At 57.6% G+C, this 26113-nt stretch carries 20 protein-coding genes; 14 read left to right on the plus strand and 6 right to left on the minus strand.

All coding sequences use genetic code 11. From position 1 onward, the window contains the following. Window positions 1-136 precede the first annotated feature (136 nt). From pyrG to AC07U5_RS07540, 4 genes are all read left to right on the plus strand, one after another. Window positions 137-1765 (plus strand): CTP synthase, encoded by a 1629-nt coding sequence (gene pyrG / locus AC07U5_RS07525; RefSeq protein ID WP_494722661.1) that lies wholly within the window; start codon window positions 137-139, stop codon window positions 1763-1765. Between the two features lie 78 nt (window positions 1766-1843). Continuing rightward, entirely contained in the window at window positions 1844-2482 is a 639-nt protein-coding gene (locus tag AC07U5_RS07530) for a VOC family protein (RefSeq protein ID WP_494722662.1), read from the plus strand. A 203-nt stretch (window positions 2483-2685) separates the two neighbouring features. Then, window positions 2686-3768: an efflux RND transporter periplasmic adaptor subunit gene (locus tag AC07U5_RS07535; RefSeq protein ID WP_494722663.1), complete on the plus strand. Its 1083-nt coding sequence runs from the start codon at window positions 2686-2688 to the stop codon at window positions 3766-3768. 2 nt (window positions 3769-3770) lie between these two features. Next, window positions 3771-6899 carry an efflux RND transporter permease subunit gene (locus AC07U5_RS07540; protein WP_494722664.1) on the plus strand — a complete coding sequence of 1043 codons (3129 nt, stop codon included), beginning with the start codon at window positions 3771-3773 and terminating at the stop codon, window positions 6897-6899. Window positions 6900-7071: 172 nt separating this feature from the next. On the opposite strand, the gene AC07U5_RS07545 is transcribed toward AC07U5_RS07540, so the two are convergent. Beyond that, the gene (locus AC07U5_RS07545) at window positions 7072-8466 is read right to left on the minus strand and encodes a flagellar biosynthetic protein FliO (RefSeq protein WP_494722665.1); all 1395 of its coding nucleotides are present in this window, start codon (window positions 8464-8466) and stop codon (window positions 7072-7074) included. A gap of 512 nt (window positions 8467-8978) precedes the next feature. Between AC07U5_RS07545 and cckA the strand changes: the two genes are divergently transcribed. The 6 genes from cckA to AC07U5_RS07575 all read left to right on the plus strand — a co-directional run bounded on the left by cckA (window position 8979) and on the right by AC07U5_RS07575 (window position 17157). Beyond that, a complete protein-coding gene (gene cckA, locus AC07U5_RS07550) occupies window positions 8979-11588 on the plus strand; it encodes a cell cycle histidine kinase CckA (RefSeq protein WP_494722666.1) in 2610 nt (869 codons plus the stop codon). 303 nt (window positions 11589-11891) lie between these two features. Continuing rightward, window positions 11892-12245, plus strand: coding sequence for an ATP-dependent Clp protease adapter ClpS (gene clpS / locus AC07U5_RS07555; RefSeq protein ID WP_062427364.1), 354 nt, complete (start codon window positions 11892-11894; stop codon window positions 12243-12245). A 10-nt stretch (window positions 12246-12255) separates the two neighbouring features. Next, complete coding sequence (gene clpA / locus AC07U5_RS07560; RefSeq protein ID WP_062427363.1) at window positions 12256-14754, plus strand: ATP-dependent Clp protease ATP-binding subunit ClpA; 2499 nt, start codon at window positions 12256-12258, stop codon at window positions 14752-14754. A 299-nt stretch (window positions 14755-15053) separates the two neighbouring features. After that, window positions 15054-15809, plus strand: coding sequence for an AzlC family ABC transporter permease (locus AC07U5_RS07565; RefSeq protein WP_062427362.1), 756 nt, complete (start codon window positions 15054-15056; stop codon window positions 15807-15809). After that, entirely contained in the window at window positions 15806-16147 is a 342-nt protein-coding gene (locus AC07U5_RS07570) for an AzlD domain-containing protein (protein ID WP_062598417.1), read from the plus strand. The genes AC07U5_RS07565 and AC07U5_RS07570 overlap by 4 nt, the downstream gene beginning before the upstream one ends. 59 nt (window positions 16148-16206) lie before the next feature. Beyond that, window positions 16207-17157 (plus strand): phosphatase PAP2 family protein, encoded by a 951-nt coding sequence (locus AC07U5_RS07575; protein ID WP_376784956.1) that lies wholly within the window; start codon window positions 16207-16209, stop codon window positions 17155-17157. Between the two features lie 51 nt (window positions 17158-17208). On the opposite strand, the gene AC07U5_RS07580 is transcribed toward AC07U5_RS07575, so the two are convergent. Next, window positions 17209-17478, minus strand: coding sequence for a DUF982 domain-containing protein (locus AC07U5_RS07580; protein WP_111850728.1), 270 nt, complete (start codon window positions 17476-17478; stop codon window positions 17209-17211). 189 nt (window positions 17479-17667) lie between these two features. On the opposite strand from AC07U5_RS07580, the gene AC07U5_RS07585 reads away from it, so the two are divergent. Then, the gene (locus tag AC07U5_RS07585) at window positions 17668-17916 is read left to right on the plus strand and encodes a BON domain-containing protein (RefSeq protein WP_062427358.1); all 249 of its coding nucleotides are present in this window, start codon (window positions 17668-17670) and stop codon (window positions 17914-17916) included. A 132-nt stretch (window positions 17917-18048) separates the two neighbouring features. Here the strand turns inward: AC07U5_RS07585 and AC07U5_RS07590 are convergent, their stop codons facing one another. Both AC07U5_RS07590 and AC07U5_RS07595 read right to left on the minus strand, forming a co-directional pair. After that, complete coding sequence (locus AC07U5_RS07590) at window positions 18049-18522, minus strand: DUF192 domain-containing protein (protein ID WP_494722667.1); 474 nt, start codon at window positions 18520-18522, stop codon at window positions 18049-18051. After that, window positions 18522-19100 (minus strand): cold-shock protein, encoded by a 579-nt coding sequence (locus AC07U5_RS07595; protein ID WP_062427356.1) that lies wholly within the window; start codon window positions 19098-19100, stop codon window positions 18522-18524. The genes AC07U5_RS07590 and AC07U5_RS07595 overlap by 1 nt, the downstream gene beginning before the upstream one ends. A gap of 229 nt (window positions 19101-19329) precedes the next feature. Here AC07U5_RS07595 and gloA point away from each other — a divergent pair, with 229 nt between their 5' ends. Beyond that, on the plus strand, window positions 19330-19770 hold the full coding sequence (gene gloA, locus AC07U5_RS07600; protein ID WP_494722668.1) for a lactoylglutathione lyase: 441 nt from the start codon (window positions 19330-19332) through the stop codon (window positions 19768-19770). A gap of 145 nt (window positions 19771-19915) precedes the next feature. Further along, window positions 19916-21124 carry a YcbK family protein gene (locus tag AC07U5_RS07605; protein WP_494723272.1) on the plus strand — a complete coding sequence of 403 codons (1209 nt, stop codon included), beginning with the start codon at window positions 19916-19918 and terminating at the stop codon, window positions 21122-21124. Window positions 21125-21129: 5 nt separating this feature from the next. Here the strand turns inward: AC07U5_RS07605 and AC07U5_RS07610 are convergent, their stop codons facing one another. Further along, window positions 21130-22311, minus strand: a complete 1182-nt coding sequence (locus tag AC07U5_RS07610; protein ID WP_494722669.1) for an HPP family protein — start codon at window positions 22309-22311, stop codon at window positions 21130-21132. A gap of 82 nt (window positions 22312-22393) precedes the next feature. Further along, on the minus strand, window positions 22394-23023 hold the full coding sequence (locus AC07U5_RS07615; RefSeq protein WP_062437434.1) for a MarC family protein: 630 nt from the start codon (window positions 23021-23023) through the stop codon (window positions 22394-22396). 254 nt (window positions 23024-23277) lie between these two features. Here AC07U5_RS07615 and gyrA point away from each other — a divergent pair, with 254 nt between their 5' ends. Further along, window positions 23278-26079 carry a DNA gyrase subunit A gene (gene gyrA / locus AC07U5_RS07620; RefSeq protein ID WP_111850733.1) on the plus strand — a complete coding sequence of 934 codons (2802 nt, stop codon included), beginning with the start codon at window positions 23278-23280 and terminating at the stop codon, window positions 26077-26079. Window positions 26080-26113: the final 34 nt, after the last annotated feature.

Here is a 26113-nt window from a genome sequence, read left to right on the forward strand (position 1 = left end):
CGTCGCGCCAGAATGCCTGCCGATTTTCTTTTGTTTACATTCCGTCCGTGCTTCCACGCGTCATCAACAGATGATTTCGCGATCAATGAATTTGGGGCTGGCGGAATCATCTATTAAAAGGTAAGCGGTGACTCCCATGGCGCGATATGTATTCATCACAGGCGGCGTGGTATCCTCCCTTGGGAAGGGCATTGCGGCCGCGGCACTCGGAGCGTTGTTGCAATCCCGTGGATATCGGGTGCGGCTTCGCAAACTTGACCCCTACCTCAATGTCGATCCCGGCACCATGAGCCCCACCCAGCACGGTGAGGTTTTCGTGACCGATGACGGAGCAGAGACGGATCTCGATCTTGGCCACTACGAACGCTTTACCGGGCGTTCCGCAACCAAGACCGACAACATCACCACGGGTCGTATCTATAAGAACATCATCGATAAGGAACGCCGCGGCGATTATCTCGGTGCGACGGTTCAGGTCATTCCGCATGTGACCAACGAGATCAAGGATTTCGTTACCGAAGGCAATGACGACTATGATTTCGTCATCTGCGAAATTGGCGGCACGGTTGGCGACATCGAGGCAATGCCTTTTATGGAAGCCATCCGCCAGCTCGGCAACGACCTGCCACGCGGCACGGCGATCTATCTCCACCTGACGCTGATGCCTTACATCCCGGCGGCTGGCGAGCTGAAGACGAAGCCCACACAGCATTCCGTCAAGGAGCTTCAGGCGCTTGGTATCCACCCGGATATCCTGCTGGTTCGTGCGGATCGCGAGATTCCGGAAGCGGAACGCCGCAAGCTCTCGCTGTTCTGCAATGTGCGCCAGTCTGCCGTTATTCAGGCGCTGGATGTTGCGAACATCTATGACGTGCCGACGGCCTACCACAAGGAAGGCCTCGACAATGAAGTGCTGGCCGCCTTTGGCATCGAGCCTGCTCCCAAGCCTCGTCTTGAGCAGTGGGAAGAAGTTTGCAACCGTATTCACACGCCGGAAGGCGAAGTCACGATTGCCATCGTTGGCAAGTATACCGGCCTCAAGGATGCCTACAAGTCGCTCATCGAAGCGCTGCATCACGGCGGTATTGCCAACCGGGTGAAGGTGAAGCTCGAATGGATCGAGTCCGAAGTCTTCGAGAAGGAAGATCCGGCTCCCTATCTCGAGAAGGTCAATGCGATCCTCGTTCCAGGCGGTTTTGGTGAGCGCGGTTCTGAAGGCAAGATCCGTGCAGCTCAGTTTGCTCGCGAACGTCAGGTTCCGTATTTTGGTATCTGCTTCGGCATGCAGATGGCTGTCGTGGAAGCGGCGCGTCATCTGGCTGGTATCGAGAAGGCATCCTCCACCGAATTCGGTCCCACACAGGAGCCCGTCGTTGGTCTCATGACCGAGTGGGTCAAGGGCAACGAGCTTGAGAAGCGCAATTCCAAGGGTGATCTCGGCGGTACCATGCGTCTTGGCGCCTATAAGGCGGCGCTGAAGAAGGGTACCAAGATCGCCGATATCTATGGCTCAACGGACATTTCTGAGCGTCACCGCCACCGCTACGAGGTGAACGTGGAGTATAAGGATCGTCTGGAAAGCTGCGGTCTGGTGTTCTCCGGCATGTCTCCGGATGGCCTTCTGCCGGAAACGGTGGAGTATCCGGATCATCCGTGGTTCATCGGCGTGCAGTATCACCCGGAACTGAAGAGCCGCCCGCTCGATCCGCATCCGCTGTTTGCAAGCTTCATCGAAGCGGCATTGGTTCGGAGCCGTCTGGTTTGATCGGCTGGCTACCACAGGAATAGAGATTGAAAGGCCGCAGCAATGCGGCCTTTTGCTTTTCAAGTGATGGAGTGCGTGATGTTGAAACTGGATCACCTGGCGATTATTGCGCCGTCGCTTGAGGTTGGCGCCGACTATGTGCGCGACGCGCTCGGCATCGACATGCCGAAGGGCGGCAAGCATCCGCAGATGGGAACGCACAATCTGCTGCTGCGGCTTGGTGCGGATGTCTTTCTGGAAGTGATCGCCATCGATACAGAGGCAGAGCGGCCTGAGAGACGACGCTGGTTCGGGCTCGATGATCCGGAGGCCGTTCAGGCGGCGTGGGACGAGGGGCGGCGGCTGCGCACCTGGGTGGCGCGGACCAGCGATTTTGCCAGCGTGCTCGCCCGGCATGGCGATCTGCTGGGACGTCAAGAGAAGGTGTCACGTGGAGATCGTGAATGGCTGTTCGCGGTCGCCGACGATGGATCTCTGCCGTTCGGCGGCATTGCACCTTCGGTGATGGACTGGGGAGCGCGCGGTACTCCCGCGCCATCCATGCCGGATTTTGGTTTTCGGCTGAAGAGTTTCCAGATCGAACATCCCGAGGCGGATCGCGTTCGAGAATTCTATGCTGATCTCGAGATTATCGATCCTCCGACTGTGATCAAGGCCAAGAATTTCCGCTACATCGCGGAGATCGAAACGCCCCGTGGCGTCGTGCTTATCAGTTAGGATCGAGGCCTGTCGCTTTATTTTAGTGGTCAATAATGCGCAAAGCCGGAAAAGTAGTTCCTAATATTAGTATCACATCAGAACAAAAATTCGTGATCCGAGTTTACTGCTGAATTTGAACTCCAGCGCGCGAGATCAGCAGCATGGTCGTCAGAGCCTTCCCTTTTTATGTGCTCCCTTTAATTTACCTGGGGGGCGCAGCGTTGGCGTTGCAGCCCGACATCGTCCGCGCCCAAGACGCGCCTGCCGTTCCCGTCACGGTCTATAAGGCGAAGGTCGAAGAGATCGACAAGGTGATCAACGGTATCGGTACCGTGGACCCATTACAGAGCGTCACGGTCAGACCGCGGATCGACGGGCAAGTGACCGATATCCGGTTCACTGAAGGTCAGATGATTGAAAAAGGAAGCGTCTTGCTGACGCTGGATGACCGTGAGCTTTCATCCGCGCTCACCTCCGCCAAGGCTAAGAAGGCGCAGGACGAGGCACAGTATAATAGTGCCAAGACCGAAGCGCAGCGCTATGCGTCGCTCGCCGAAAAGGGTGTGGCATCCGCCTCGACACTTGAACAGAAGAATGCGTTGAGCGAGCAATATGCCGCGGCAGTCCAGTATGATGATGCCATGATCAAGAGTGCGGAAACGCAGCTCGGCTTCGCAACCGTGATTGCCCCGATCTCCGGACGCACGGGTTTCAAGCAGGTCGACGTGGGTAGCGTGGTCAGCGCAAGCTCGACAGATGGCATCGTGACAATCACCCAGATGGATCCAATTGCCGTGTCCTTTGTCGCGCCTGGCGACAGGTTCGGCGAGATCCGCCAAGCGCTCAGCGAGAAGATTGCGGCGGTCACCCTGATCACGACCGATGGAAGCCGCGTCCTGGCTAAGGGCCAGTTGACGACAATGGACAACTCGGTCGATGCCTCCAACGGCTCCATTCATCTCAAGGCGCTCTTCGACAATGGCAACGGCGCTCTTTGGCCCGGCCTGCCGGTCGCAACCACACTGACAGTCGAGCACAAGAGCGGGGTGGTCGTTCCCGACAAGGCTTTGGCGAGAGGGCGTAACGGGCTTTACGCCTATGTGGTTTCTAAAGACAACAAGGTGGAACAGCGGAACGTGAAGACCGCCTTCGTGACCGGCGCAAGAGCGCTGGTGACGGAGGGGATACAAGAGGGCGAAGACGTCGTCATGGACGGCCAGTCGCGGATCGGCAATGGCGCGACCGTGACCGCTACTCCTTGGACAGGGTCGCCGACGGGCGAACTCGCCGAGAAGGCGAACTGACCATGAAAAACGATCAGGACCAAAACCGTAAGTCCAGTTTCTTCGATTTCTTTATCCTGCATCCGGTGGCGACCGGGCTGCTGATGACCGGCATCTTTCTGGTCGGCGCGATCTGCTATCCATTCATGCCGGTTTCGGCCCTTCCGCAAATCGATTTTCCGACGATCCAAATCGCGGCCAATCTCCCCGGTGCTTCGCCGGAGACGATGGCCTCCAGCGTCGCGCAACCCATTGAGCAGGCGCTCTCACGCGTCAGCGGCATTACCGAAATGACATCGAACAGTTCGCTCGGCACCACATCGATCACTGTGCAGTTCGATCTCGACAAGAATATCGAGACTGCTGCAAGCGATGTGCAGACGGCAATCAGCGAAGCGGCGGGTGAGCTTCCGAAGGATATGACCTCGCTTCCAACGGTACATAAGGCGAACCCCGCCGATGCGCCGATCATGCAGCTTTCGGCGACCTCCGATACGCTGACATTGCCGCAACTCGATGAGTATATCGAACGCAACGTCGCTTCGAAAATCGGTCAGGTCTCAGGCGTGGCCTTCGTCAACATTGGCGGGAAGCAGAAACCGGCCATACGCATCGCCGTCGATCCAGGTCGCCTGGCCCAGGCCGACGTGACGATGGAGGACGTGCGCACTGCCATCGGCAATCTTAGTCTCAGCGCGCCGAAGGGAAACATCGACGACCCGACACGCACCTTTCCGATCTATACGAACGACCAGATTTCCAGCAGCGCCGAATGGAACGACGCCGTCATCGCCTATCGAAACGGCGGGCCGGTGCGCATTCGCGATATAGGGCAGGCGACGGATGGTGCGGAAGACAGCAAGATGGCGCACTGGACCAATGGAGAGCGAGGGATCGCGCTCGACGTTTTTCGTCAACCCGGCGCCAATGTGATTGCGGTGGTCAATGCGGTGAAAGAGCAATTGCCCGCACTTCAGGCCTCGCTGCCGCGTTCGGTCAAGCTGGAACTCGTCACCGACCGGACGACGACGATCAGAGCGTCGGTGACGGATATTCAGTTTACCCTGATGCTGACCATCGGCCTCGTCGTTGTCGTGATCTTCCTTTTCCTGCGAAACCTGCGCGCGACACTCATCCCCGTCGTGACGCTTCCGATTGCTCTGGCCGGATCGCTGGCACCCATGTGGCTCTTGGGCTTCAGTCTGGACAATCTGTCGCTCATGGCGCTGGTGGTCGCGGTTGGCTTCGTGGTGGACGATGCCATCGTCATGTTGGAGAACATCACCCGCCATATCGAAGACGGGGTCGAGCCGAGGCAGGCGGCGCTTCAAGGCACGCGAGAGATCGGTTTCACGATCGTTTCCATCAGTCTCTCGCTGATTGCAGTCCTGATCCCGATCCTGTTGATGGGTGGCATCATCGGGCGCCTGTTTCGGGAATTTGCCGTGACGCTGACTGTCGCGATCGTCATTTCCGCCATCGTGTCGCTGACGTTGACGCCGATGCTGGCATCGAAATTCATCCGCCCCATCGAGAAGGATCAGCGCAGCCGTTTCTATCTGGCGGGAGAGGCATTCTTCGACGGATTGACGGCACTCTATATCCGCAGCCTCAAGCCCGTCATCCGGCACCGCTTTTTGACGCTCTTCGTTTTCCTCGCGACCATTGCGGCAACCGGCTACCTGTTCGTCGTCGCGCCCAAGGGCTTTTTTCCCGAGCAGGATACCGGTTTCATTGCTGGTCTTTCGCAGGCTTCTCCCGACATATCCTTTACCGAGATGGCGAAGCTTCAGGAACGCGTCAGCGAGATCATCATGAAAGATCCCGCCGTCTATAGCGTCTTCATGGATATCGGCGGCGGTAACGGCGGCAATGCGCTCAATCAGGGCCATGTCAACATCACGCTGAAACCTCTGGAGGAACGTGATGTCAGTGCCAAGCAGGTGATCGACCGGTTGGGCACGGCACTCAATGCGCAGCAGGGCATCAAGCTCTTCATGCAGTCGGCACAGGATATCAATATCGGTGCGCGGCCGGCGAAAACGCAATATCAGTTCACACTTCAGGATGCCGATATCGCGGAACTTAGCGACTGGTCGGATAAGATCACCAGCAAGCTTTCCGGGCTGCCGGAACTGCGCGATGTCGGGAGCGATCAGCAAGCTGAAGCGCCCAATCTGACGATCAAGATCGACCGCGCCGCAGCGACGCTCTATGGCGTCCTTCCTTCCACCATCGACGAGACGCTTTACGACGCCTTTGGTCAGCGTCAGGTAGCCTCCTTCTCCAGTCAGACCGACACTTTCCGTGTCATTCTTGAGGTGTTGCCGGATCTACAGCGAGACATCGCCACGCTTGACCGTCTCTCGGTCAGAGCAAGCAATGGAACGCTTGTCCCGCTTTCGGTCGTGGCGAAGTGGACGACGGATGGCACCTCGCCGGTATCGATTGCGCATCAGGGCCAATCGCCGGCTGTGACCATCTCGTTCAACCTGGCGCCCAATGTCGCTCTGGGGAACGCCACTGCCGTCATCGAAAATGCCGTGTCCAACATGCATCCTCCGGGGTCGCTGCAGACATCGTTTTCCGGCAGCGCGAAGGCGTTCAAGGACTCGCTTGGAACCATCCCTCTGCTCATCCTGGCATCGCTCGTCGTCGTCTACATCATTCTCGGCGTGCTCTACGAAAGCCTTATCCATCCGCTGACGATCCTGTCGACCTTGCCTTCGGCGGGCCTTGGCGCGCTTCTGGCTCTGCAGGTGGCCGGCTTCGACTTCGGGCTTGTGGCAATGATCGGGGTCATTCTGTTGATCGGTATTGTCAAAAAGAATGGCATCATGCTCGTCGATTTCGCCATCCAGGCAGAGCGGGAGGAGGGATTGTCGAGCGAAGAGGCGATCGTCAAAGCCGCCCAGATGCGCTTCAGACCGATCCTGATGACGACGATGGCCGCTCTCTTGGGTGGAATACCACTGGCGCTTGGTCACGGGTCCGGTGCTGAACTGCGTCAACCTTTGGGCTATGCGATCGTCGGCGGACTTATGGTCAGCCAGGTCCTGACACTCTATACGACCCCCGTCATCTACCTTTTGCTCGACAGGCTTCGACGCGGAAAGGATATGCCCGCTCGGGGTGAGGTAGCGGCTGCATGACGACCAAGACTGTAAGCAGGTGCAAACCTCAATACATTTTGTGCCGGTCGAAGAATGAGGCGCAATCAGTAGCCACAAGGACGTCAGGAAGGGCGATGAAGATGGATACGCCCGCCGCGACACGATAGCTCTGAGGCTTCCTGTGTCGCGCGGGCGTTGCTTTAAATCGTCACTATCGGTCGCGGGTGACCGACATCTCACCGAAGATGCGAGCCATTTCCTTTTGGACGTCTCGTTCAGCATCCGCAGGGGCTTCCGAAAACTTTGGATCGGGTTGCGGGTCAGGCGTCGTTGTGTCCAGGTTCACCGGCGGCGCCACGGCAAGCGGGCGGGGCAGATCGGTTGTGGCATTAGCGCTCTTGGCAATCTCGGCTTCCAGAAAGCTTTCGAAATCACTGGTCAACTGGTCGCCGAAGACGGGACCATTGTCACTTGGAGCAAGCGGTTCCGGTTTTGCGACAAGCGGCGCCACAGGCGTTGCGGATGCGGTGGTAACGGACGGTGTAGTGCTGTAGGCGGGAAGCACGCGGTCGCGGGCAGCGTCGAGAAAATCGACTGCATTTCGCTCCGCTGTCGCTGGCTCGCTCTGCCCAACCGGCTCTGACTTTTCTTCCAACGTAGGCTCTGCCGTGAGCTTAGGCTCTGCGAATCTTCGGTCATAGGTCGTGGATACGACCGGTGCGACAACCGGAGGAACGCTAGTGGTCTGTGAAGGAAGAGGCGATTGTGGAGCGACAGGCGCTTCGGAGGCCACGGGAGCTTGAGAAGCCGGTGCAGCAGACCGGTTCATGTCCTCATCCTGCTGCATGATGGCGGCGGCAACCAGTGGCGGAACGACTGGAATGGACGGAGCGACGGGCTCGCGGGCCAACGTTCTGGGTGCTGATGGTACGACCGCTTCAGGCGCCTCCCGGCTTGGAGCCGACGCCGAGGGTGCGACAGTCGAAACGGGAGGTGTCGCCGGCGTGGGCTGTGGCTTTCGGGTTGCGGGCTGCGGGGGAACTGGTGGCGCAGCAGGAATGGGTCTGGACGCAACGGCGGGCGCTGGCGAAGGTGAGGCGGCTGGCTGAGGCTTCCCGGGCGCGGTGCTCGCGGTTTGCTTCCTGGGTTCCTCGGGAGCCTCGCTCTTCAGTTCGGGAGCGGTGAATGCGCCTGCAGGGCGAACATCCTCTTGTGGTGCCTGCGCGAGTGTGCGCTGTCGCTCTGCGGATACACTGCGGTCAGCATCACGTGCGATCAGGGCGTCTTCCTGCGGATCGCGCACATCCTTCATGAACGGGATGGCGCCAATACCGCTTTCGATCACGATGTCCGTTGGCCCGCCAATCATCACCAGATGCTCGACATTGTCACGGCGCACGAGAACGAGACGTCGCCTTGCATCGACGGCTGTCGCGTCCAGCACTTGCAGGCGCGGCTGGCGGTTTCGGCCGCCACGGATGAACGGGGCAGAGCCACTGCGTCTGCGAATGAACCACAGGACGATGGCAAGCAGCAGGAGTGCCGCACCCACGCCAACCACTGCAATGATCAGGCGATTGCCATATGTGCCAATGAAATCTTCCATAACGGAGCCGGTCCCTTCAGCCATTTCGTGCAGCGGAAATGTACCCGCATTACATTTGTTCACAGAACGTGACGGGAAAAGACGATTTTTTTTCGCCCTGCACAAGAATTTATCCTGTTCGTCCACGAATTTGCTGCAAGTTTGACGAAAGGGCCCGACTATAGAGCTTGTCTCAAAGCGCACAGGTGGCCGAAATCGTTATTGGTTGTGCATGGGTGGTGCTTATAGATGGACGGAGCTTTTTGATATTTATGCAAATTGCTACAAGGAAATAGAAGCGATTCCGTTCGGCGCGGCTGTTTTCGGCATGTCGCAACAGCTAGTGGTCTGATTTTGACATTTGCTACCGCTGGCAGAAGACTCGAGAGCAAATGTCAAAATCTTCAAGACCACTAGTAAGTTTTTGTTTCTAGTGGAATTTACGAATTTGACATTTGATTCTCGAGATCTCCGCATGCGGGTATCAAATGTCAAAGTCATTCCACTAGCAGAACTGCAAGGGTAAAACCTCGATGACCAAGGTGCGTCAATCCACTGATAACGACTTCCCCTTGGTGGACAGGCGTGGGCGCTCCGCCACCGTGCTTCGTATTCTATTGCTGGCGCTTGTGCTCGTCGCCGCTGCCATTGCTTTCGTGTACTTCAAGGACTCTCTTGAAAACGAGATCGTGCTCGGGATCCTCGGCGTTCTCGCCATGCTTGGGATTTTCTTCCTCGTCTCGTCCGTGATCGGTTTCATCGAGGTCATGCCGCAGTCTCAATCCGACGGGATGGCACGGCGGTTTCTCTCGTCCCATCCTGAAGGGACGTTGATCACCGACACCAAGGGGCGGCTGGTTTATGCCAACGCTACCTATTGCCAGATGACCGGCGCGACCCGTGCGACTGAGATCCAAAGCCTCGAACAGCTTCTGTCGCGAGACCGGGAATCGACCGAGGCACTCTATCGCCTGATCAACGGACTGCGCGAAGGACGGGACGGTTACGAGGAGTTTCGTCTTCTCAAACCTCTGAGCCAGTCGGCCGTCACTCAGCCCGGTCCACGCTGGTTCAGACTTAAGGCACGTTTGCTGAAGGAGGTGAACGGGCAGGATCTGCACGTCTTCCAGATCGCCGACATTACCGCCGAGCGCGAGGACCAGGAGCGTTTCTTCCGCGAATTGCAGAACGCTATCGATTATCTGGACCACGCCCCTGCCGGCTTCTTTGCCGCAGGACGCAAGGGCGATATCGTTTATCTCAACGCCACACTGTCGGAATGGCTGGGCATCGATCTCGCGCAGTTTTCTCCGGGCTCCCTGAATGTTTCCGATATTGTCGCAGGCGAGGGTATGGCGCTGATTGAATCGGTTCAGCCGCAGGCGGGCAGCAACCGAACGGAAATGCTCGATCTCGACATGCGCCGGGTCAACGGCCAGAGCATGCCGGCCCGCCTCGTTCATCAGGTAACAGTGGCGCGCGACGGTGCGCCCGGTGAAACGCGGACGCTGGTTCTCATGCGTCCTAAGGGGCAGGAAAACGCGGAATCCTCGTCCGCAATGCGGTTCACCCGCTTCTTCAATAATACGCCGATGGCGATCGCATCGCTGGATGGCGAGGGACGCATCCTGCGCACCAATGCGCCGTTCCTGAAGCTGTTTTCTGGTGTCGTCAGCCGCGATGACATCGACAGCGCCGTCGCGTTCGAAACCGTGCTGCACGACAATGAGAAGGCCAAGCTCGCGCAGGCGATGAGCGCCGCCAAGGATCGCCAGGGCGATATTCCGCCTTTCGATTCTCGCCATCCGAAGGACGAGACGCGCCACTTCCGTTTCTACGTCAATGCCGTCATCGACCAGAACGACGAGGCACCTGAAGAGGTGGCGATCGTCTATGCGATCGAGGTGACCGAGCAGAAGGCGCTCGAAACCCAGATGGCGCAAACGCAGAAGATGAATGCCGTCGGCACGCTTGCAGGCGGCATCGCGCATGACTTCAACAATGTGCTCACCGCTATTCTGCTGTCGTCAGACCATCTGCTGCTGCAGGCGCGGCCGGCGGATGCAAGCTTTGCAGACCTGATGGAAATCAAGCGCAACGCGAACCGTGCCGCTGTTCTTGTGCGACAGTTGCTGGCGTTCTCCCGCAAGCAGACGATGCGTCCTGCCGTTCTTAATCTGACCGACGTGATCGGCGATCTGCGCATGCTGGTCGACCGGCTGATTTCCGGCACCAACGTCAAGTTGGAAGTGGACTATGGCCGCGATCTCTGGCCGGTGAAAACCGACCTGTCCCAGTTCGAGCAGGTGATGATCAATCTCTGCGTCAACGCTCGCGATGCCATGCCGCAGGGCGGCAAGATCAAGGTGACGACCCGCAACTTGCCATCTGCCGAGGTCGCGGCATTTGGCAAGTCGGAGCTTCCGGCCGAAGACATGGTGATGGTCGAAGTCGCCGATAACGGTACGGGCATTCCACCGGAGATCATGGACAAGATCTTCGAACCCTTCTTCACCACCAAGGAGGTGGGCAAGGGCACGGGACTTGGCCTTTCCATGGTCTATGGCATCGTCAAACAGTCCGGTGGCTTCATCTATCCGGAATCGGAGGTGGGCAAGGGAACGGCGTTCCGCATTCTGTTGCCGCGCCATATCGTCGAGCCGGTACAGCCTGTGCCCGTCGTTCCTGGCGAAGAGGGTCAGACTACGGCTGCAGCAGCCGTTGCTGCCAAACCTGAAGCCAAGGACGAGCCGCTTGATCTGACCGGTAAGTCTGCTGTGGTGCTGCTGGTAGAAGACGAAGAGGCGGTGCGGCGCGGCGGCAAGCGCATGCTGGAAACGCGCGGCTATACTGTCTACGAAGCCGGCTCCGGCACGGAAGCCCTGGAGGTGATGGAAGAGCTGGAAGGAAAGGTCGATATCGTCGTCTCCGACGTCGTCATGCCTGAAATGGACGGCCCGTCCTTGCTGCGTGAATTGCGCAAGTCCTATCCCGATCTCAAATTCATCTTCGTGTCCGGTTATGCCGAAGATGCTTTCGCCAAGAACCTGCCGGCGGAGGCTAAATTCGGCTTCCTGCCCAAGCCATTTTCGCTGAAGCAACTGGCTGTTGCCGTGCGCGAAATGCTCGATAGTGAGGATTGAAGCGCCGCTCTTGCGGCCTTCAATCTGCGGCTTAAACCATCTTCTTGTGACCGCGCGGCGACAAAAGGTCGCGTAACTTTCGCACAACTTCCCCGCTGTAGCGTGAAACATGGGAGAAAGGCTCAGCTTTGAGCCCTACGCCTTCTGTCGTCCTTCTACTTTTCGCCGGACGCCAACAGATTATTGATTGCAGTGCAGCGCGAGGGGCTTAAAATCGACTGAGACAGACCTAAATAAGAAGAGGCGAAATTCTTGCTCGCACCCTTCATTGCTTGCGAGTTTGATTTTGGAGAATGATGAGAAATGATCGTTAAGTCGATCTACATGCAAGGCGACAGCGAAGGGGAGGACGGCGGAACGAACCGCGGCACGTCTGTTATCACCCGCACCAAGCCTAAGACAAAACGACCGAATTTGTACCGTGTTCTTCTCCTGAACGACGATTACACTCCCATGGAGTTCGTCATTCACATTCTGGAGCGTTTTTTCCAGAAGGACAGGGACGCCGCCACTCGCATCATGCTGCATGTCCATCAGCATGGTGTCGGTGAATGCGGGGTCTTTACTTATGAGGTCGCAGAGACAAAAGTAAGCCAGGTCATGGATTTCGCCCGACAGCACCAGCATCCGCTACAGTGCGTCATGGAAAAGAAATGAGGATCGCAACGTGCCAACTTTTTCCCCAAGTCTCGAGAAGGCGCTGCACCAGGCACTGACCTTTGCCAATGAGCGTCACCACGAATATGCGACGCTCGAACATCTGCTTCTCGCTCTGCTCGACGACGTTGATGCAGCGGCCGTCATGGGCGCGTGCAATGTCGATCTCGACACGTTGCGCAAGACGGTGATCGACTATGTCGACAACGAACTTTCCAATCTCGTGACAGGATATGACGAGGATTCCAAGCCAACTTCCGGCTTTCAGCGCGTCATTCAGCGCGCCGTCATTCATGTCCAGTCTTCCGGCCGCGAAGAGGTGACCGGTGCCAACGTGCTGGTTGCGATCTTCGCCGAGCGCGAGAGCCATGCCGCCTACTTCCTGCAGGAGCAGGAAATGACGCGTTACGACGCGGTGAACTACATTTCTCATGGTATCGGCAAACGTCCTGGCTCCTCCCAGACCCGCACGCCGCGTGGTGCTGACGAAGGCGACAATGAACCCAAAGCTGCCCGCAATGGTGGCGCTGAAGAGGATGCGGCTGGCGCCAAGAAGCAGCCGGACGCGCTTAAAGCCTATTGCGTCAACCTTAACGACAAGGCCAGAACCGGTCGTATCGATCCGCTGATCGGTCGTCATGAAGAGGTCAACCGTACCATTCAGGTTCTTTGCCGCCGCTCGAAGAACAACCCGCTTTATGTGGGCGATCCAGGCGTCGGCAAGACGGCGATTGCCGAAGGTTTGGCAAAGCGCATCGTTGAGGGCAAGGTGCCCGAAGCGCTGATCAACGACACGATCTTCTCGCTCGACATGGGCACGCTGCTGGCCGGTACGCGCTATCGCGGTGACTTTGAAGAACGCCTGAAGCAGGTCGTCAAGGAACTGGAAGAATATCCGGGTGCCGTGCTGTTCATCGACGAAATTCACACGGTGATCGGCGCGGGAGCAACGTCCGGCGGCGCCATGGATGCGTCCAACCTTCTGAAGCCTGCTTTGTCTTCCGGCGCCATCCGTTGCATCGGATCGACAACCTATAAGGAATACCGGCAGTTCTTCGAGAAGGACCGCGCGCTTGTTCGTCGCTTCCAGAAGATCGACGTAAACGAGCCATCCATCGATGATGCTATCGAGATCATGAAGGGCCTCAAGCCCTATTTCGAAGAGTATCATCACCTTCGCTACACCAACGACGCCATCAAGGCTGCCGTGGAACTTTCGGCACGCTACATTTCCGACCGCAAGCTTCCCGATAAGGCGATCGACGTGATCGACGAGACCGGTGCTGCTCAGATGCTTCTTCCGGCATCGAAGCGCCGCAAACTGATCACTGAGAAGGAAATCGAAGTCACGATCGCGACCATGGCACGCATTCCGCCGAAAACGGTCTCGAAGGACGACGAGATGGTTCTTGCCAATCTCGAGCAGGAACTGCGCTCTGTGGTCTACGGACAGGACACGGCAATCGAAGCGCTCTCCACGGCCATCAAACTGGCGCGTGCGGGTCTTCGCGAACCCAACAAGCCCATCGGTTCTTATGTCTTCTCCGGTCCAACCGGCGTCGGCAAGACCGAGGTCGCCAAGCAGCTTGCGTCGTCTCTCGGCGTGGAAATGCTGCGCTTCGATATGTCCGAGTATATGGAGCGTCATACGGTCTCGCGCCTGCTCGGTGCACCTCCCGGCTATGTCGGTTTCGACCAGGGCGGTCTTCTGACAGACGGTGTCGATCAGCATCCGCATTCCGTGGTTCTGCTGGATGAAATCGAAAAGGCCCATCCGGACATCTACAACATTCTGTTGCAGGTCATGGACCATGGTTCGCTGACCGACCATAACGGCAAGAAGATTGACTTCCGCAACGTCATTTTGATTATGACGACCAATGCGGGCGCTTCTGAAATGGCGAAGTCTGCGATTGGCTTTGGATCGTCCAAGCGCTCGGGCGAGGATGAAGAGGCATTGAACCGCCTGTTCACTCCGGAATTCCGCAACCGTCTGGATGCGATCATTCCGTTCTCGCCACTGCCGACTGCGGTCATCCACAAGGTGGTTCAGAAGTTCGTCATGCAGCTTGAGACACAGCTATCCGAGCGTAACGTGACCTTCGATCTGCACGACGATGCGGTCGCTTGGCTGGCTGAGAAGGGCTATGATGAAAAGATGGGTGCGCGTCCGCTTGGTCGTGTCATTCAGGAACACATCAAGAAGCCACTGGCGAACGAAATCCTCTTCGGCAAGCTGAAGAAGGGTGGCGTTGTCAGCGTCAGCCTCGACAAGAAGGAAGACGGCACGGATGGCCTCAAGCTCGACGTGTTGCCTGAGACGGCGCCCGTCAAGCCAAAGCCGGAGGCCGAACTGAAGGCCGCGAAGTCTCCTGGCAAATCGAAAGCCAAGACTTCAAAGGCTGAAGAACAGGCTGAGGTTTTGGTGGCAGAGACCGATAAAAAGGACGAGGACGCCAAGCCACGTCGCAAGGGCAACACCGTTCCGAAGGTCCCGAAGAAAAAGTAAAAGGTGTTCGCTGGGACACCTGGATACATGGCGGCGGAGATCACTCTTCGCCGCCTTTTCTTTTGTCCACCTCTGCGTGTCCAAGCGCTTGATTGCGAGGATGTATCGATTTGACTTTTGGGCCGGTGCTCTAAGCGTGTCGTGATCATAAAGCGGCTGCACGCTTTTGCGCGGTATCGCTTTGCGTCATTTTAGACGCGCAGATTTCGAAAAGCGTGCTAGACAAGCGTCGGCTTGTGCCGAAGCGTCTGGTACTTCGGTCAGGCCCCAGCGATTTGTCTATTCTTCCGGAACGACCGATGTCTGCACATGGTGACACCCATTCTCTTCCTCTCTGGTTTGCCAGGGGAATGATGGGAATATTCTCGCTTCCTTCTCTCATTCTCATGACATCCTTTGTCGGGTTCAGTGCCTTTGCTTTGGAATCCGGCGTCACGCGCGGCGAGGCCGTGTTCATGACGCTGACCATCTGGGCCTTGCCGGCCAAGATGATATTAATCGGCTCCATGGTGAGCGGGGCAGGGATGGCCGCCTGTTTTCTGGCGGTGACATTGTCATCGATCCGAATGATGCCGATGGTGGCATCTATCGTGCCGGATATGCGGACAGCGAAGACCCCCACATGGCTGCTGCTGTTTCTCTCCCACTTTGTAGCGATAACGGCCTGGGTCTACGCAACCCAGAACCTGACGAAAGTGCCTCGCGAAGCGCGTGTCGCATGGTTTGCGGGTTTCGGCATCACTCTCACGCTTATCAATACAGCAATCGTCGCAATCTGCTACGGCGTGGTTGCCGCCTTTCCTCCGCTTGTCGCTGGCGTCCTGTTCTTCCTGACGCCGGTTTACTTCATCTCTTCCATATGGGCCTCTGCGCGACACTCGGTCGTCAAGGTGGCCTTCATCATCGGTGTGATCGGCGGACCCTTGTTCGCCTTGATTGAGCCCGAGTTCGATATTCTCTATGCCGGGATCGGTGGAGGAACACTCGCCTATTTGATCGACCGCTTCTGGTTTCGTCGCAAAATTGTCCCATCGTCGACGGAGGGCGAGCCATGACCGATGCCTGGTGGGCACCTTATCTTTTCATCGCGCTTGCTGGCTGGATCGCTACCGATATCTGGCGATGGCTGGGTGTTGTGGCAGGAAACAAGCTGAAGGAAGAATCGGAGGCATTGCATTGGGTGAGGGCAGTTGCCACAGCGCTGGTGATGGCAGTGACAGCGAAACTGATCGTCTTCCCGACGGGGGCACTGTCGCACTCGCCAATGGAGCTTAGAATCGGTGCTGCTGTCATCGGTTTCATTGCGTTTCTGGCAAGCGGTCAACGCGTCATTGTCGGGGTGATTGTTCCGATCGCTGTCCTGGCAAGCGGTCTCCTCATCCTTGGCCTATAGAGGATATTAAGTCTGCCGCCCTAATATCTTGCTCGGTATCTCCAGCAAGGATCTTTCGCTTGTATTTCTTAAGGGCAGAACGCTTTGTCTTCTTCATCATATGCGCGCTGTTTGCCGTCGATCTCGTTTTAGTTGCGGTGAAAGGCATCGGCGTCGATATTGCCGGCTACTGCCTGTCACTGGCAATTGGCGGTGGACTGCTCTGTCTTGGCCAAATCTATCGATGGAGGAAGCGAGAGGAGAGGATGGCTGCCGCATTGATCTCGGCAGGTTTGTTCATCCTGTTTTCCATCTGCGGCTCCGTTTTCAATTACATGTTTCTGCCGATCCAATATCCAACGATCGACCATGCTCTAATTCATATCGACAGCGTGTTTGGATATGAATGGCGCAGAGCTGTAGAACTGGTGGCGCACTTCCCGTTCATCGGGACGGTCCTCTTCATCGTATACGCGACGTCTCTCCCGCAGCTTTTGCTGACGATCATCATCCTGGGCTTCCAGGGAGACTATCGACGGCTCCACCACTTCCTGCTGACGGGCGTGCTCGGCGCTCTCACAGCCATCATGTTCTGGATATTTTTTCCGACTTTCGGTCCAAGTGCCTATCAAGATTTACCCAGATGGGTTCTTGAGGCTATTCCTCTCGCCGTTACGCCCGACTACGGCAAGGAGTTGATCCAACTCGGCGGTGAAGGCCCAACTTATCTCAGTCCAGCCTCCGCCCTCGGCTTGATCGGATTTCCATCGTTTCACATTTTCATGGCGGCCATGTCGGTGTGGTTCGTTCCCCGTTATCGCTTCCTGATAGCGGTTTCCATTACCGTCAATCTGATTATGATTCCGGCTGTGCTGATCCAAGGCGGTCACCACCTGTGTGATGTTTTCGGCGGAGCGCTCGCCTTCGCACTGATCTGCCCGTTTGCTCGTTGGCTCCTTGATCGAATGGAAGCCAATGGCCATGGCCGCGAGCGTCTGTCGTTGGGCGTTGAGACGCAAGTGCCAAACTAAAAAGGGAGCGTTTAAGGCGCTCCCTCAAATTGGATGTCTGCCTGCCATTCTTTAGTGAACGGTCAAGACATGCGCGTGGCTGCTCGCGAGCATAAAGGCTTCTCTGGCCGCTTCCAGGTCGCAACGTCCTGCGACCGCGTCCAGGCATTGTTTTTTGGCTGCTTCGTATTCCGGACCGTGCTCCTCGGGCCAGCGATATGTGAGCATCTCCAGCGCCACGAGCGGGCTATATATTTCCACGGCCGGGCACATGGGTAGATGGACTGCGACAGGCTTGCACCACTGTGCGTGATGGCAAGGTTCTGAGTTGTGAATAAGCATCGCATTCTCCTTTCTCACCGCGCACGAATAACCCCAGCCTCACGCTTCGGTTCCTGATCACGAAAAAAGTGAACACATTAGGGGTATCTTTTCTGTAAGATGAATGGAAAATGAACAAACACATGAACCGGAGATGAACAAACAATCTGTTCGCGCGTTAACACTGCTCTAAATGAAGGAGGCCCGATTATGTTCAATCTGTCTGGAATTCAGGAAAGCTTTTTCGGCGACCGCATGGCTGGCGTTTGCCAGGCCATTACATCTGCTCTGGCCTTCGAATCGGGCCTCGAGAAATCCAACATCTCAGCAACGGCTGAAAACGACGTGATCTATTTGCAGGGGACTGCTGATTCCGTCGAGGCGATCGAAACAGCAATCAGTCTGGCGTCGTCAATTTCGAACTGCCGTATTCTTAGCCATGTAGAGCCAGTCTACTGAGAATCAAGAGCCGGGCCTCAAGCGCCCGGCTTGATCCTGCCGATGTCTGCTCACGCCGGCTGATTGCATGTTCTCGGCCAATTTAGCTTGTCTACTGTGAGTAACAACGCTCAGCGCGATGATCCGAGGGATCTATTTTATCTGCGCTGCCTTCACCGTGTCGCCGACGGCCAATCCCAGCTTTTTCGCAGTGCCGCCATTCAGTTCCAGGACGTAGCGTACCTCTCCGTTTGAACTGATGATGTCTTCAGAATGAGGCACCGCATTCGGGTGGATGTGCGTGATTTTTCCAGCCTTGGAAATGAAGAGCATATCGAGAGGGATGAAGGTATTCTTCATCCACATCATCACATCTCTGTCCTCTTTAAAATCGAACAGCATCCCTCGGTCGTCGCCCATGGATTTGCGAAACATCAGACCCTGCTGGCGTTGACCGTCGCTGCTTGCCACTTCCACAGTGAATGCGTGTGTTTTGCCCGAGGTGCTAACGATTTCGAGCTTCTCGCTGGGAAACGTCTCCTGGGCCACAGCGCCTGCGTAAGACGCCACAAAAAAGAGAAGCGCCACGAAGGCGCTTGCGATGGTACGAATGTCAATACGGTTCATCAGTGCGCCATTCCAATTCTGGCTGGATTGTCGGGATGCACCTCAGCGGCCATCAGGCCCTTGTCGCCATCACCGTAGCGAACCAGAACGACCTGACCCGGGCGGAGTTCCGCAAGGCCGAAGCGGCGCAGCGTTTCCATGTGAATGAAGATGTCTTCCGTGCCTTCGCCGCGCGTCAGGAAGCCGAAGCCCTTGGTGCGGTTGAACCACTTGACGATGGCGCGCTCCAAGCCACTGTGAGGCGTTACCTGAACATGGGTACGCACCGGCGGCATCTGCGAAGGATGAACGGCTGTCGACTGATCCATCGACAGAATGCGGAAGGCCTGATAGCCCCGGTCGCGACGCTGGATGAGTGCAACGATCCGCGTGCCTTCCAGGATGGTCTGGTAGCCGTCGCGGCGCAGGCAGGAGACGTGCAGAAGAACGTCCTGCATGCCGTTATCCGGCACAATGAAACCGAAACCTTTTGCCACGTCGAACCATTTAACGATGCCGGTGATCTCGATCAGGTCAACGGCATCGCCAGAAAAATCTTCGAATTCGGCGATGCTCTTCGACGACATTCTATCAGCCATTTTGCCCAGCCCCTCAATACGCACCACTACCGGTCAACTGATTCCCTACTAAGAGATTAACATTGCAGTAACGGTTGTACGCAAGTCTTAGTTTTCAGTTTCCAGACCGGTTTTTAATGATCAGGGCTTGCTCAAGGCTGACTGGCATCGTCTAAAACGTTTCCGTCTTCGAGCCAAAGGCTTTAGTGTCTGCGCTCAAGCCGAATGCTACACATGAGAGGAATACATAATGCGTTATCTGCACACCATGGTTCGGGTCAAAGACCTGAAGGCGTCGCTCGAATTCTACTCTGATATCTTCGGCTTGCAGGAGATTCGCCGCATCGAAAACGAGAAGGGGCGGTTTACGCTCGTGTTCCTCGCTGCGCGCGACGACGTCAAGGCGGCGACGGAAAACAAGGCGCCTGCTCTTGAGCTGACCTATAACTGGGATACCGAAGATTACACGGGCGGACGCAACTTCGGCCATCTGGCTTATGAGGTGGACGATATCTACGAGATCTGCGCCAAGCTGCAGGCCGCTGGCGTGACCATCAACCGTCCGCCGCGTGACGGGCGTATGGCGTTCGTTCGCTCGCCCGATGGCATCTCCATCGAGATATTGCAGAAGGGCGCAAGCCTGGCACCAGCCGAGCCGTGGATATCTATGGAAAATACCGGCTCCTGGTAAGGCCTGAGGCTTATGCGCATTCTCCGCGCTTCGTCTTGATCGTCCTATGAGCCGCTCATGCTTCGGGCTCGGCGCTGTGCTTTGCTCGAACTCACGGTTTCTGGTGCAGTCGAGGCGCAAGACGCGGAGGTTTTTTCTTTTGAAGATGGAGATGGGTCAGCAGCGACGACGATCGCGCGACGCAGCAGCGGCCGCGTCATCAATCGTTTTTGCGCTTCTGATGCTTTCTGGCTGCGTTTCAGCAAAGCCCGAGGGCAAGGATGTGGCAGCCGTTCTCGATCCCGCAGCGCTCGCGGATGGGGAGGGCGCCGATGGGGCTAAAACCCAGGCCGCGGCGCCTAATGGCGTGCAACCCGCTCAGCCGGGCTATGTCGATCCGAGAATGGTGTCGGCGGCTAACGGCAAGTCGGCAGCCAACACCATGCCAAGCGGGGCGCCACAGGCCCCGCAAGTGACGGCAGCCGGGAACGGTGCGGACCAACCGAATGGCGGCTACGCCATGCAGGCGACCGGGGTTGCCGCCGGATCTCACAGCATTTTCTCCAGCGGCACGACGTCAACGGGCCAAGCGGATATGGACAGTGTCCCGGCATATGCTCCCACGCGGCGGATCGTGCCCGCGTTGAAGAGTGTCTATTCTACGCAAGGCCACGCGCCTGCGGAACCCGTGCCGCAGCCCTCCCAAGATCAATCGTCCAACGCGGTGCCAGGAGCTTACAGTCCTGCGCCCACAAACGCGCTTGCAAGTGGCAAGTCATCAACCAACGAAGAGCCGTCGCAGGGCCCGCAAAACATCCCGATGGCCGCAGCCTTGTTTGCCGGCGTTCCCAAAAAACGTGGGGCGAGCGGACAGGATGCTGCAGCGGCTCTGGGTGGCATGGCACAACCCGCTGTGGCCTCCCTCGGAAAGGCGGCGCCGTCTTTTGATGAAAGTCATCTGGACGACGAGGACGATAAACCGACGGGCTTGATGAAACTTGTATCCATGCCGGGATTGACGCGCATCGCGCCCAATGGGCTCGTCTTGCAGACGAACCAGGTGAACGTAGGCTGCCTGAAGCCCGAGTTGGTACATCGCATCAAGGAGCTTGAATCCCATTATCGCAAGCCGGCAATCATCACCTCCGGCTACCGCCCGCCCAAGGGCGTGACGCATGGCTCCAAGCATTTCACCTGCGAGGCCGTGGACATACAGATCAAGGGCGTATCCAAGTGGGATCTTGCAGACTATCTGCGATCTCTGCCCGGAAGAGGCGGCGTCGGCACCTATTGCCATACGGAATCGGTTCATATGGATATTGGTGAGAGCCGCGACTGGAACTGGCCGTGCCGCAAGACGGGTACCAGCAGCTGACCCTTTCAACGAATTGTGTCAGGGGCACCGGTATCACTGTTCGACGCTACCTTGTCGGCCAGCATTCCCACCAGCACATCTGATTGCGAAATAATCCCCGTCAGCTTCTGATTGGCATCTACGACCGGTAAGTAGTGCAGACCCTGCTCGGCGAAGATGATGATGGCATCCTCGATTGCCGTCGTCGGCAAGATCGTCTGCACCGGGGACGTCATGATATCTTTGACCGTATCGTTGGGTGCCTGTTTGCCTGTTGCAATCAGACGCAGCCTTTGGAGGAAGCCGATGCGCGGATGGCCATGGGTCCAAGTGGCCTTGTCGAGAAAGTCCGTCTGCGTGACGATGCCCACGACTTCCGCCACATCATTCGTCACCGGCAACGCTTTGATATGATGGTTGCGCATCAGGCTATAGGCGTTCTTCAGCGAATCGTCCGGCGCTACACCGATGACGTCGCGCGACATGATATGGGCGCAGTTGAGATGGGTGGCGCGCCGACGATAGGAGCGAAGTTCAGTGCGGCGCAGAATCGTTTCGAGATCGTCACGGTCGATGTCGAGAACCTGGTCAAATTCCTTCAGCACGTCATCCAGGTCCGCAGAGGAAAAGCCAATCCGATCGACGGGCGCTGGATCCTTTGTTCCATGACCTGCCGCTTGCGGACGGATGGCATGGGGGTAGGGCCGCCCAGTGAAATTGTTATAGAGCACCGCAAGCGCCAGGAGCGCCACCGAATTGCCCAGCACTGGCCAGACAATGAACCCATAGCCGAGGTCGTGGATCGCTGGACCACCCAGAACGGCGGTGAGCGCGACGGCCCCGCTCGGCGGGTGGAGGCATCGCAGGGTGATCATCGCACCGATGGAAACGGCAATTGCCAAAGCGGCGGCAAGGAAAGGCTGTGGCACGAGAAGGCCGATGGTGACGCCGATGACTGCGGCAACGGTGTTTCCGCCAAGGATCGACCAGGGCTGCGCAAGTGGGCTGGAGGGAACGGCGAAGAGCAAGACGGCGGAGGCGCCCATGGGCGCGATCAGGGCGGGCAGCGCCAGACCCGCGCCGATGGCGATGTATCCGATCAGGCCTGTGACCAGAATGCCGATCCATGCGCCTGCGGCTGCGCGTAAGCGCTCCTTGTAGCTGACGGGCGTTGCCTCTGGCACGACGAACCGCAACAGGTTTTTCATAGTCTTTCCAAATACAGATGTCCTTTAGAGGCGGCTTCTATGCGGGAATGAAAATCCTGTCATGGGTCGATGTGTTCAGGACTCACATGTTCATGACAGATTTTATTCCGTCGACCACGAACTGCACGGAGAGCGCTGCGAGCAGCACGCCAAGCAGGCGTGTGAGAATGGCGCGGCCGGTATTGCCCAGGAAGCGGTCCAGCCGATCGGCTGCAAGCAGTGCTGCGAAGACGATCAGCATGCTGAAGGCGAGCAGCAATATGAAGAGGGCTTTATCGAAGCCCGTCTCCATCGTGCCGGAGATCAGCACAGTCGCAGAAATCGCGCCTGGCCCGGCGATGAGAGGCAATGCCAATGGAAACACAGCAATGTTCTGGATGTGATCCTGGGTGACAGCGACTTCGGACGTCTTCTCCTTGCGCTCCTGACGCTTCTCGAAAATCATCTCGAAGGAAATCCAGAAAAGTAGCAGGCCACCGGATATTCGGAACGCGCCAAGCGATATGCCGAGCAGTTCGAGGATAGACGCGCCGAAGAGCGCGAACATGGCGAGAATGCCGAAACCAATCAGCGAGCCGCGCAAGGCGACCTGTCCGCGCTGAGCGCGGGTCATGCCGATGGTCAGCGCCAGAAAGACCGGCGCCAGTCCAGGAGGGTCGAGCGTGACGAGCATCGTCGTCAGGGCATTGATAAAGATTTCTGCGCTTGCCATACCGTCCCCGTTCTTATGCCGCCCCCGTTGGTGGCGTTCACAGGTATCTGGCGACCTGTTTTGCGATGATGTTAGGCAAGAGGCAGCGCTATTGGAACCCCGTGCTCCGGCTTTTGCCCTGACGCCTGCAGAAAACTGTGTATCGTCTTGTAAATGACGTAAAAGACTGTTCAAAACCGGCGCAGAAATTGGCGTGCGGACGCCGTTTCCGCTATAAAAATCCATCCGATTCTTAACAGAGAATGTGATCCGTTTTGACTGACCAGAGCCCCCCAGGCGGCGGAAAGCTTCCGCCAGGCATTGAACCAATTTCCATCATGGAGGAAATGCAGCGGTCGTATCTCGATTACGCCATGAGCGTTATCGTTTCGCGAGCGCTGCCGGATGTCCGTGACGGGTTGAAGCCAGTTCATCGCCGTATTCTTTATGGCATGTCCGAACTCGGCATCGACTGGAATAAAAAATACGTCAAATGCGCCCGTGTCACCGGTGACGTGATGGGTAAATACCATCCGCACGGTAACGCTGCGATTTATGATGCCTTGGCCCGTATGGCGCAGGATTGGTCTTTGCGCCTGCCGCTGATCGACGGTCAGGGTAACTTCGGCTCGATCGATGGCGATCCGCCGGCAGCCGAACGCTACACCGAATGCCGCCTGCAGAAGGCCGCGCATTCCCTGCTCGACGATCTGGACAAGGAAACCGTCGATTTCCGCGAGAACTATGACGGCACCTTGCATGAGCCAGTCGTGGTGCCTGCGAAGTTCCCGAACCTTCTGGTCAACGGGGCAGGCGGCATTGCTGTCGGCATGGCGACGAACATCCCACCACATAACCTTTCCGAGGTGATCGAGGGCTGCATCGCGCTGATCGACAGGCCGGAAATCGAGCTGCCGGAACTGATGCAGATCATTCCAGGCCCGGACTTCCCAACCGGCGCGTTTATCATGGGCCGCTCCGGTATCCGCTCGGCCTATGAGACCGGTCGTGGCTCCGTCATCATGCGCGGACGCGCCACCATCGAGCCGATGCGTGGCGACCGCGAGCAGATCATCATCACCGAAGTTCCCTTCCAGGTGAACAAGGCCTCGATGATCGAGAAGATGGCTGAGCTCGTCAAGGAAAAGCGCATCGAAGGCATTTCCGACCTGCGCGACGAATCCGACCGCCAGGGCTATCGCGTCGTCGTTGAGCTGAAGCGGGATGCCAATGCGGAAGTGATCCTCAACCAGCTTTATCGCTATACGCCGCTGCAGACCTCCTTTGGCTGCAACATGGTGGCGCTGAACGGTGGTAAGCCGGAGCAAATGACGCTGCTCGACATGCTGCGCGCCTTCGTCTCCTTCCGTGAAGATGTCGTCAGCCGCCGCACCAAGTACCTGCTTCGCAAGGCGCGCGATCGTGCGCATGTGTTGGTGGGTCTCGCCATCGCCGTCGCCAACATCGATGAAGTCATTCGCGTTATCCGTCAGGCGCCGGACCCGGCCTCTGCCCGTGAAGAGCTGATGACGCGTCGTTGGCCTGCGACCGAAGTGGAAAGCCTGATCCTGCTGATCGACGATCCGCGTCACCGCATCAACGAGGACGGCACTTATAATCTGTCGGAAGAGCAGGCCCGCGCCATCCTGGAACTGCGTCTGGCACGCCTGACTGCTCTCGGACGCGATGAAATCGGTGACGAGCTGAACAAGATCGGTGCCGAGATCAGCGAATATCTCGATATCCTGTCCTCGCGCATCCGCATCCAGCAGATCGTCAAGGACGAGCTTGCTGCCATCCGTGAGGAATTCGGCACGCCGCGCCGCTCGGAGATCATCGAGGGCGGCCCGGACATGGATGATGAAGACCTCATCGCCCGTGAAGACATGGTCGTGACCGTGTCGCATCTCGGCTACATCAAGCGCGTGCCGCTGACGACCTACAAGGCGCAGCGTCGCGGCGGCAAGGGGCGCTCTGGCATGGCAACGCGTGACGAGGACTTCGTCAATCGTCTCTTCGTTGCCAATACCCACACGCCGGTCCTGTTCTTCTCCTCACGTGGCATCGTCTACAAGGAGAAGGTCTGGCGTCTGCCGATCGGCACGCCGCAGTCCAAGGGCAAGGCGCTGATCAACATGCTGCCGCTGGAAGCCGGTGAGCGCATCACCACGATCATGCCGCTGCCCGAAGACGAGACGACGTGGGAAAAGCTCGACGTGATGTTCTCCACCACACGTGGAACGGTTCGTCGCAACAAGCTTTCCGACTTCGTTCAGGTCAACCGCAACGGCAAGATCGCGATGAAGCTGGACGAGGAGGGCGACGAAATCCTCTCCGTCGAGACCTGTACCGACCGTGACGACGTGCTGCTGACGACGGCGCTTGGCCAGTGCATCCGCTTCCCGGTCGATGACGTGCGCGTCTTTGCAGGCCGCAACTCCGTCGGCGTGCGTGGCATCAATATGGGTGAGGGCGACCGGATCATTTCGATGACCATTGTCGGCAGCAGTGATGCCGAGCCTTGGGAGCGCGCAGCCTATCTCAAGCGGTCCGCAGCAGAGCGCCGTGCCGCCGGTGTCGATGAAGAAGACATCGCACTTGTGGGCGAAGAAGTAACGGAAGAGGGCGAACTGAGCGAAGCCCGCTATCAGGAACTCAAGAGCCGCGAGCAGTTCGTTCTGACTGTCTCCGAGAAGGGTTACGGCAAGCGTTCGTCATCCTACGATTTCCGCACCTCGGGACGTGGGGGCAAGGGTATCCGCGCCACCGATACGTCGAAGACCACGGAAATCGGCGCACTCGTTGCGGCCTTCCCCGTCGAGGATACCGACCAGATCATGCTGGTATCCGATGGTGGTCAGCTGATCCGCGTGCCCGTCAACGGTATCCGTATCGCCAGCCGCGCGACCAAGGGCGTCACCATCTTCTCAACCGCCAAGGATGAGAAGGTTGTCTCCGTCGAGCGCATCAACGAGCCGGAAGGTGAAGATGAGGTTGAGGCGCTGATCGAAGGCGCTGAGGATCTGACCAGTGGCGACGCGGCTCCTGCGTCCGACACGGACGGTTCTGCCGAGTAAGCTGTGGGGTGTGGCGCCAGCCGCCACATCCTTT

It is taken from the genome of Agrobacterium sp. GW821-FHT02D03 (assembly GCF_059421725.1).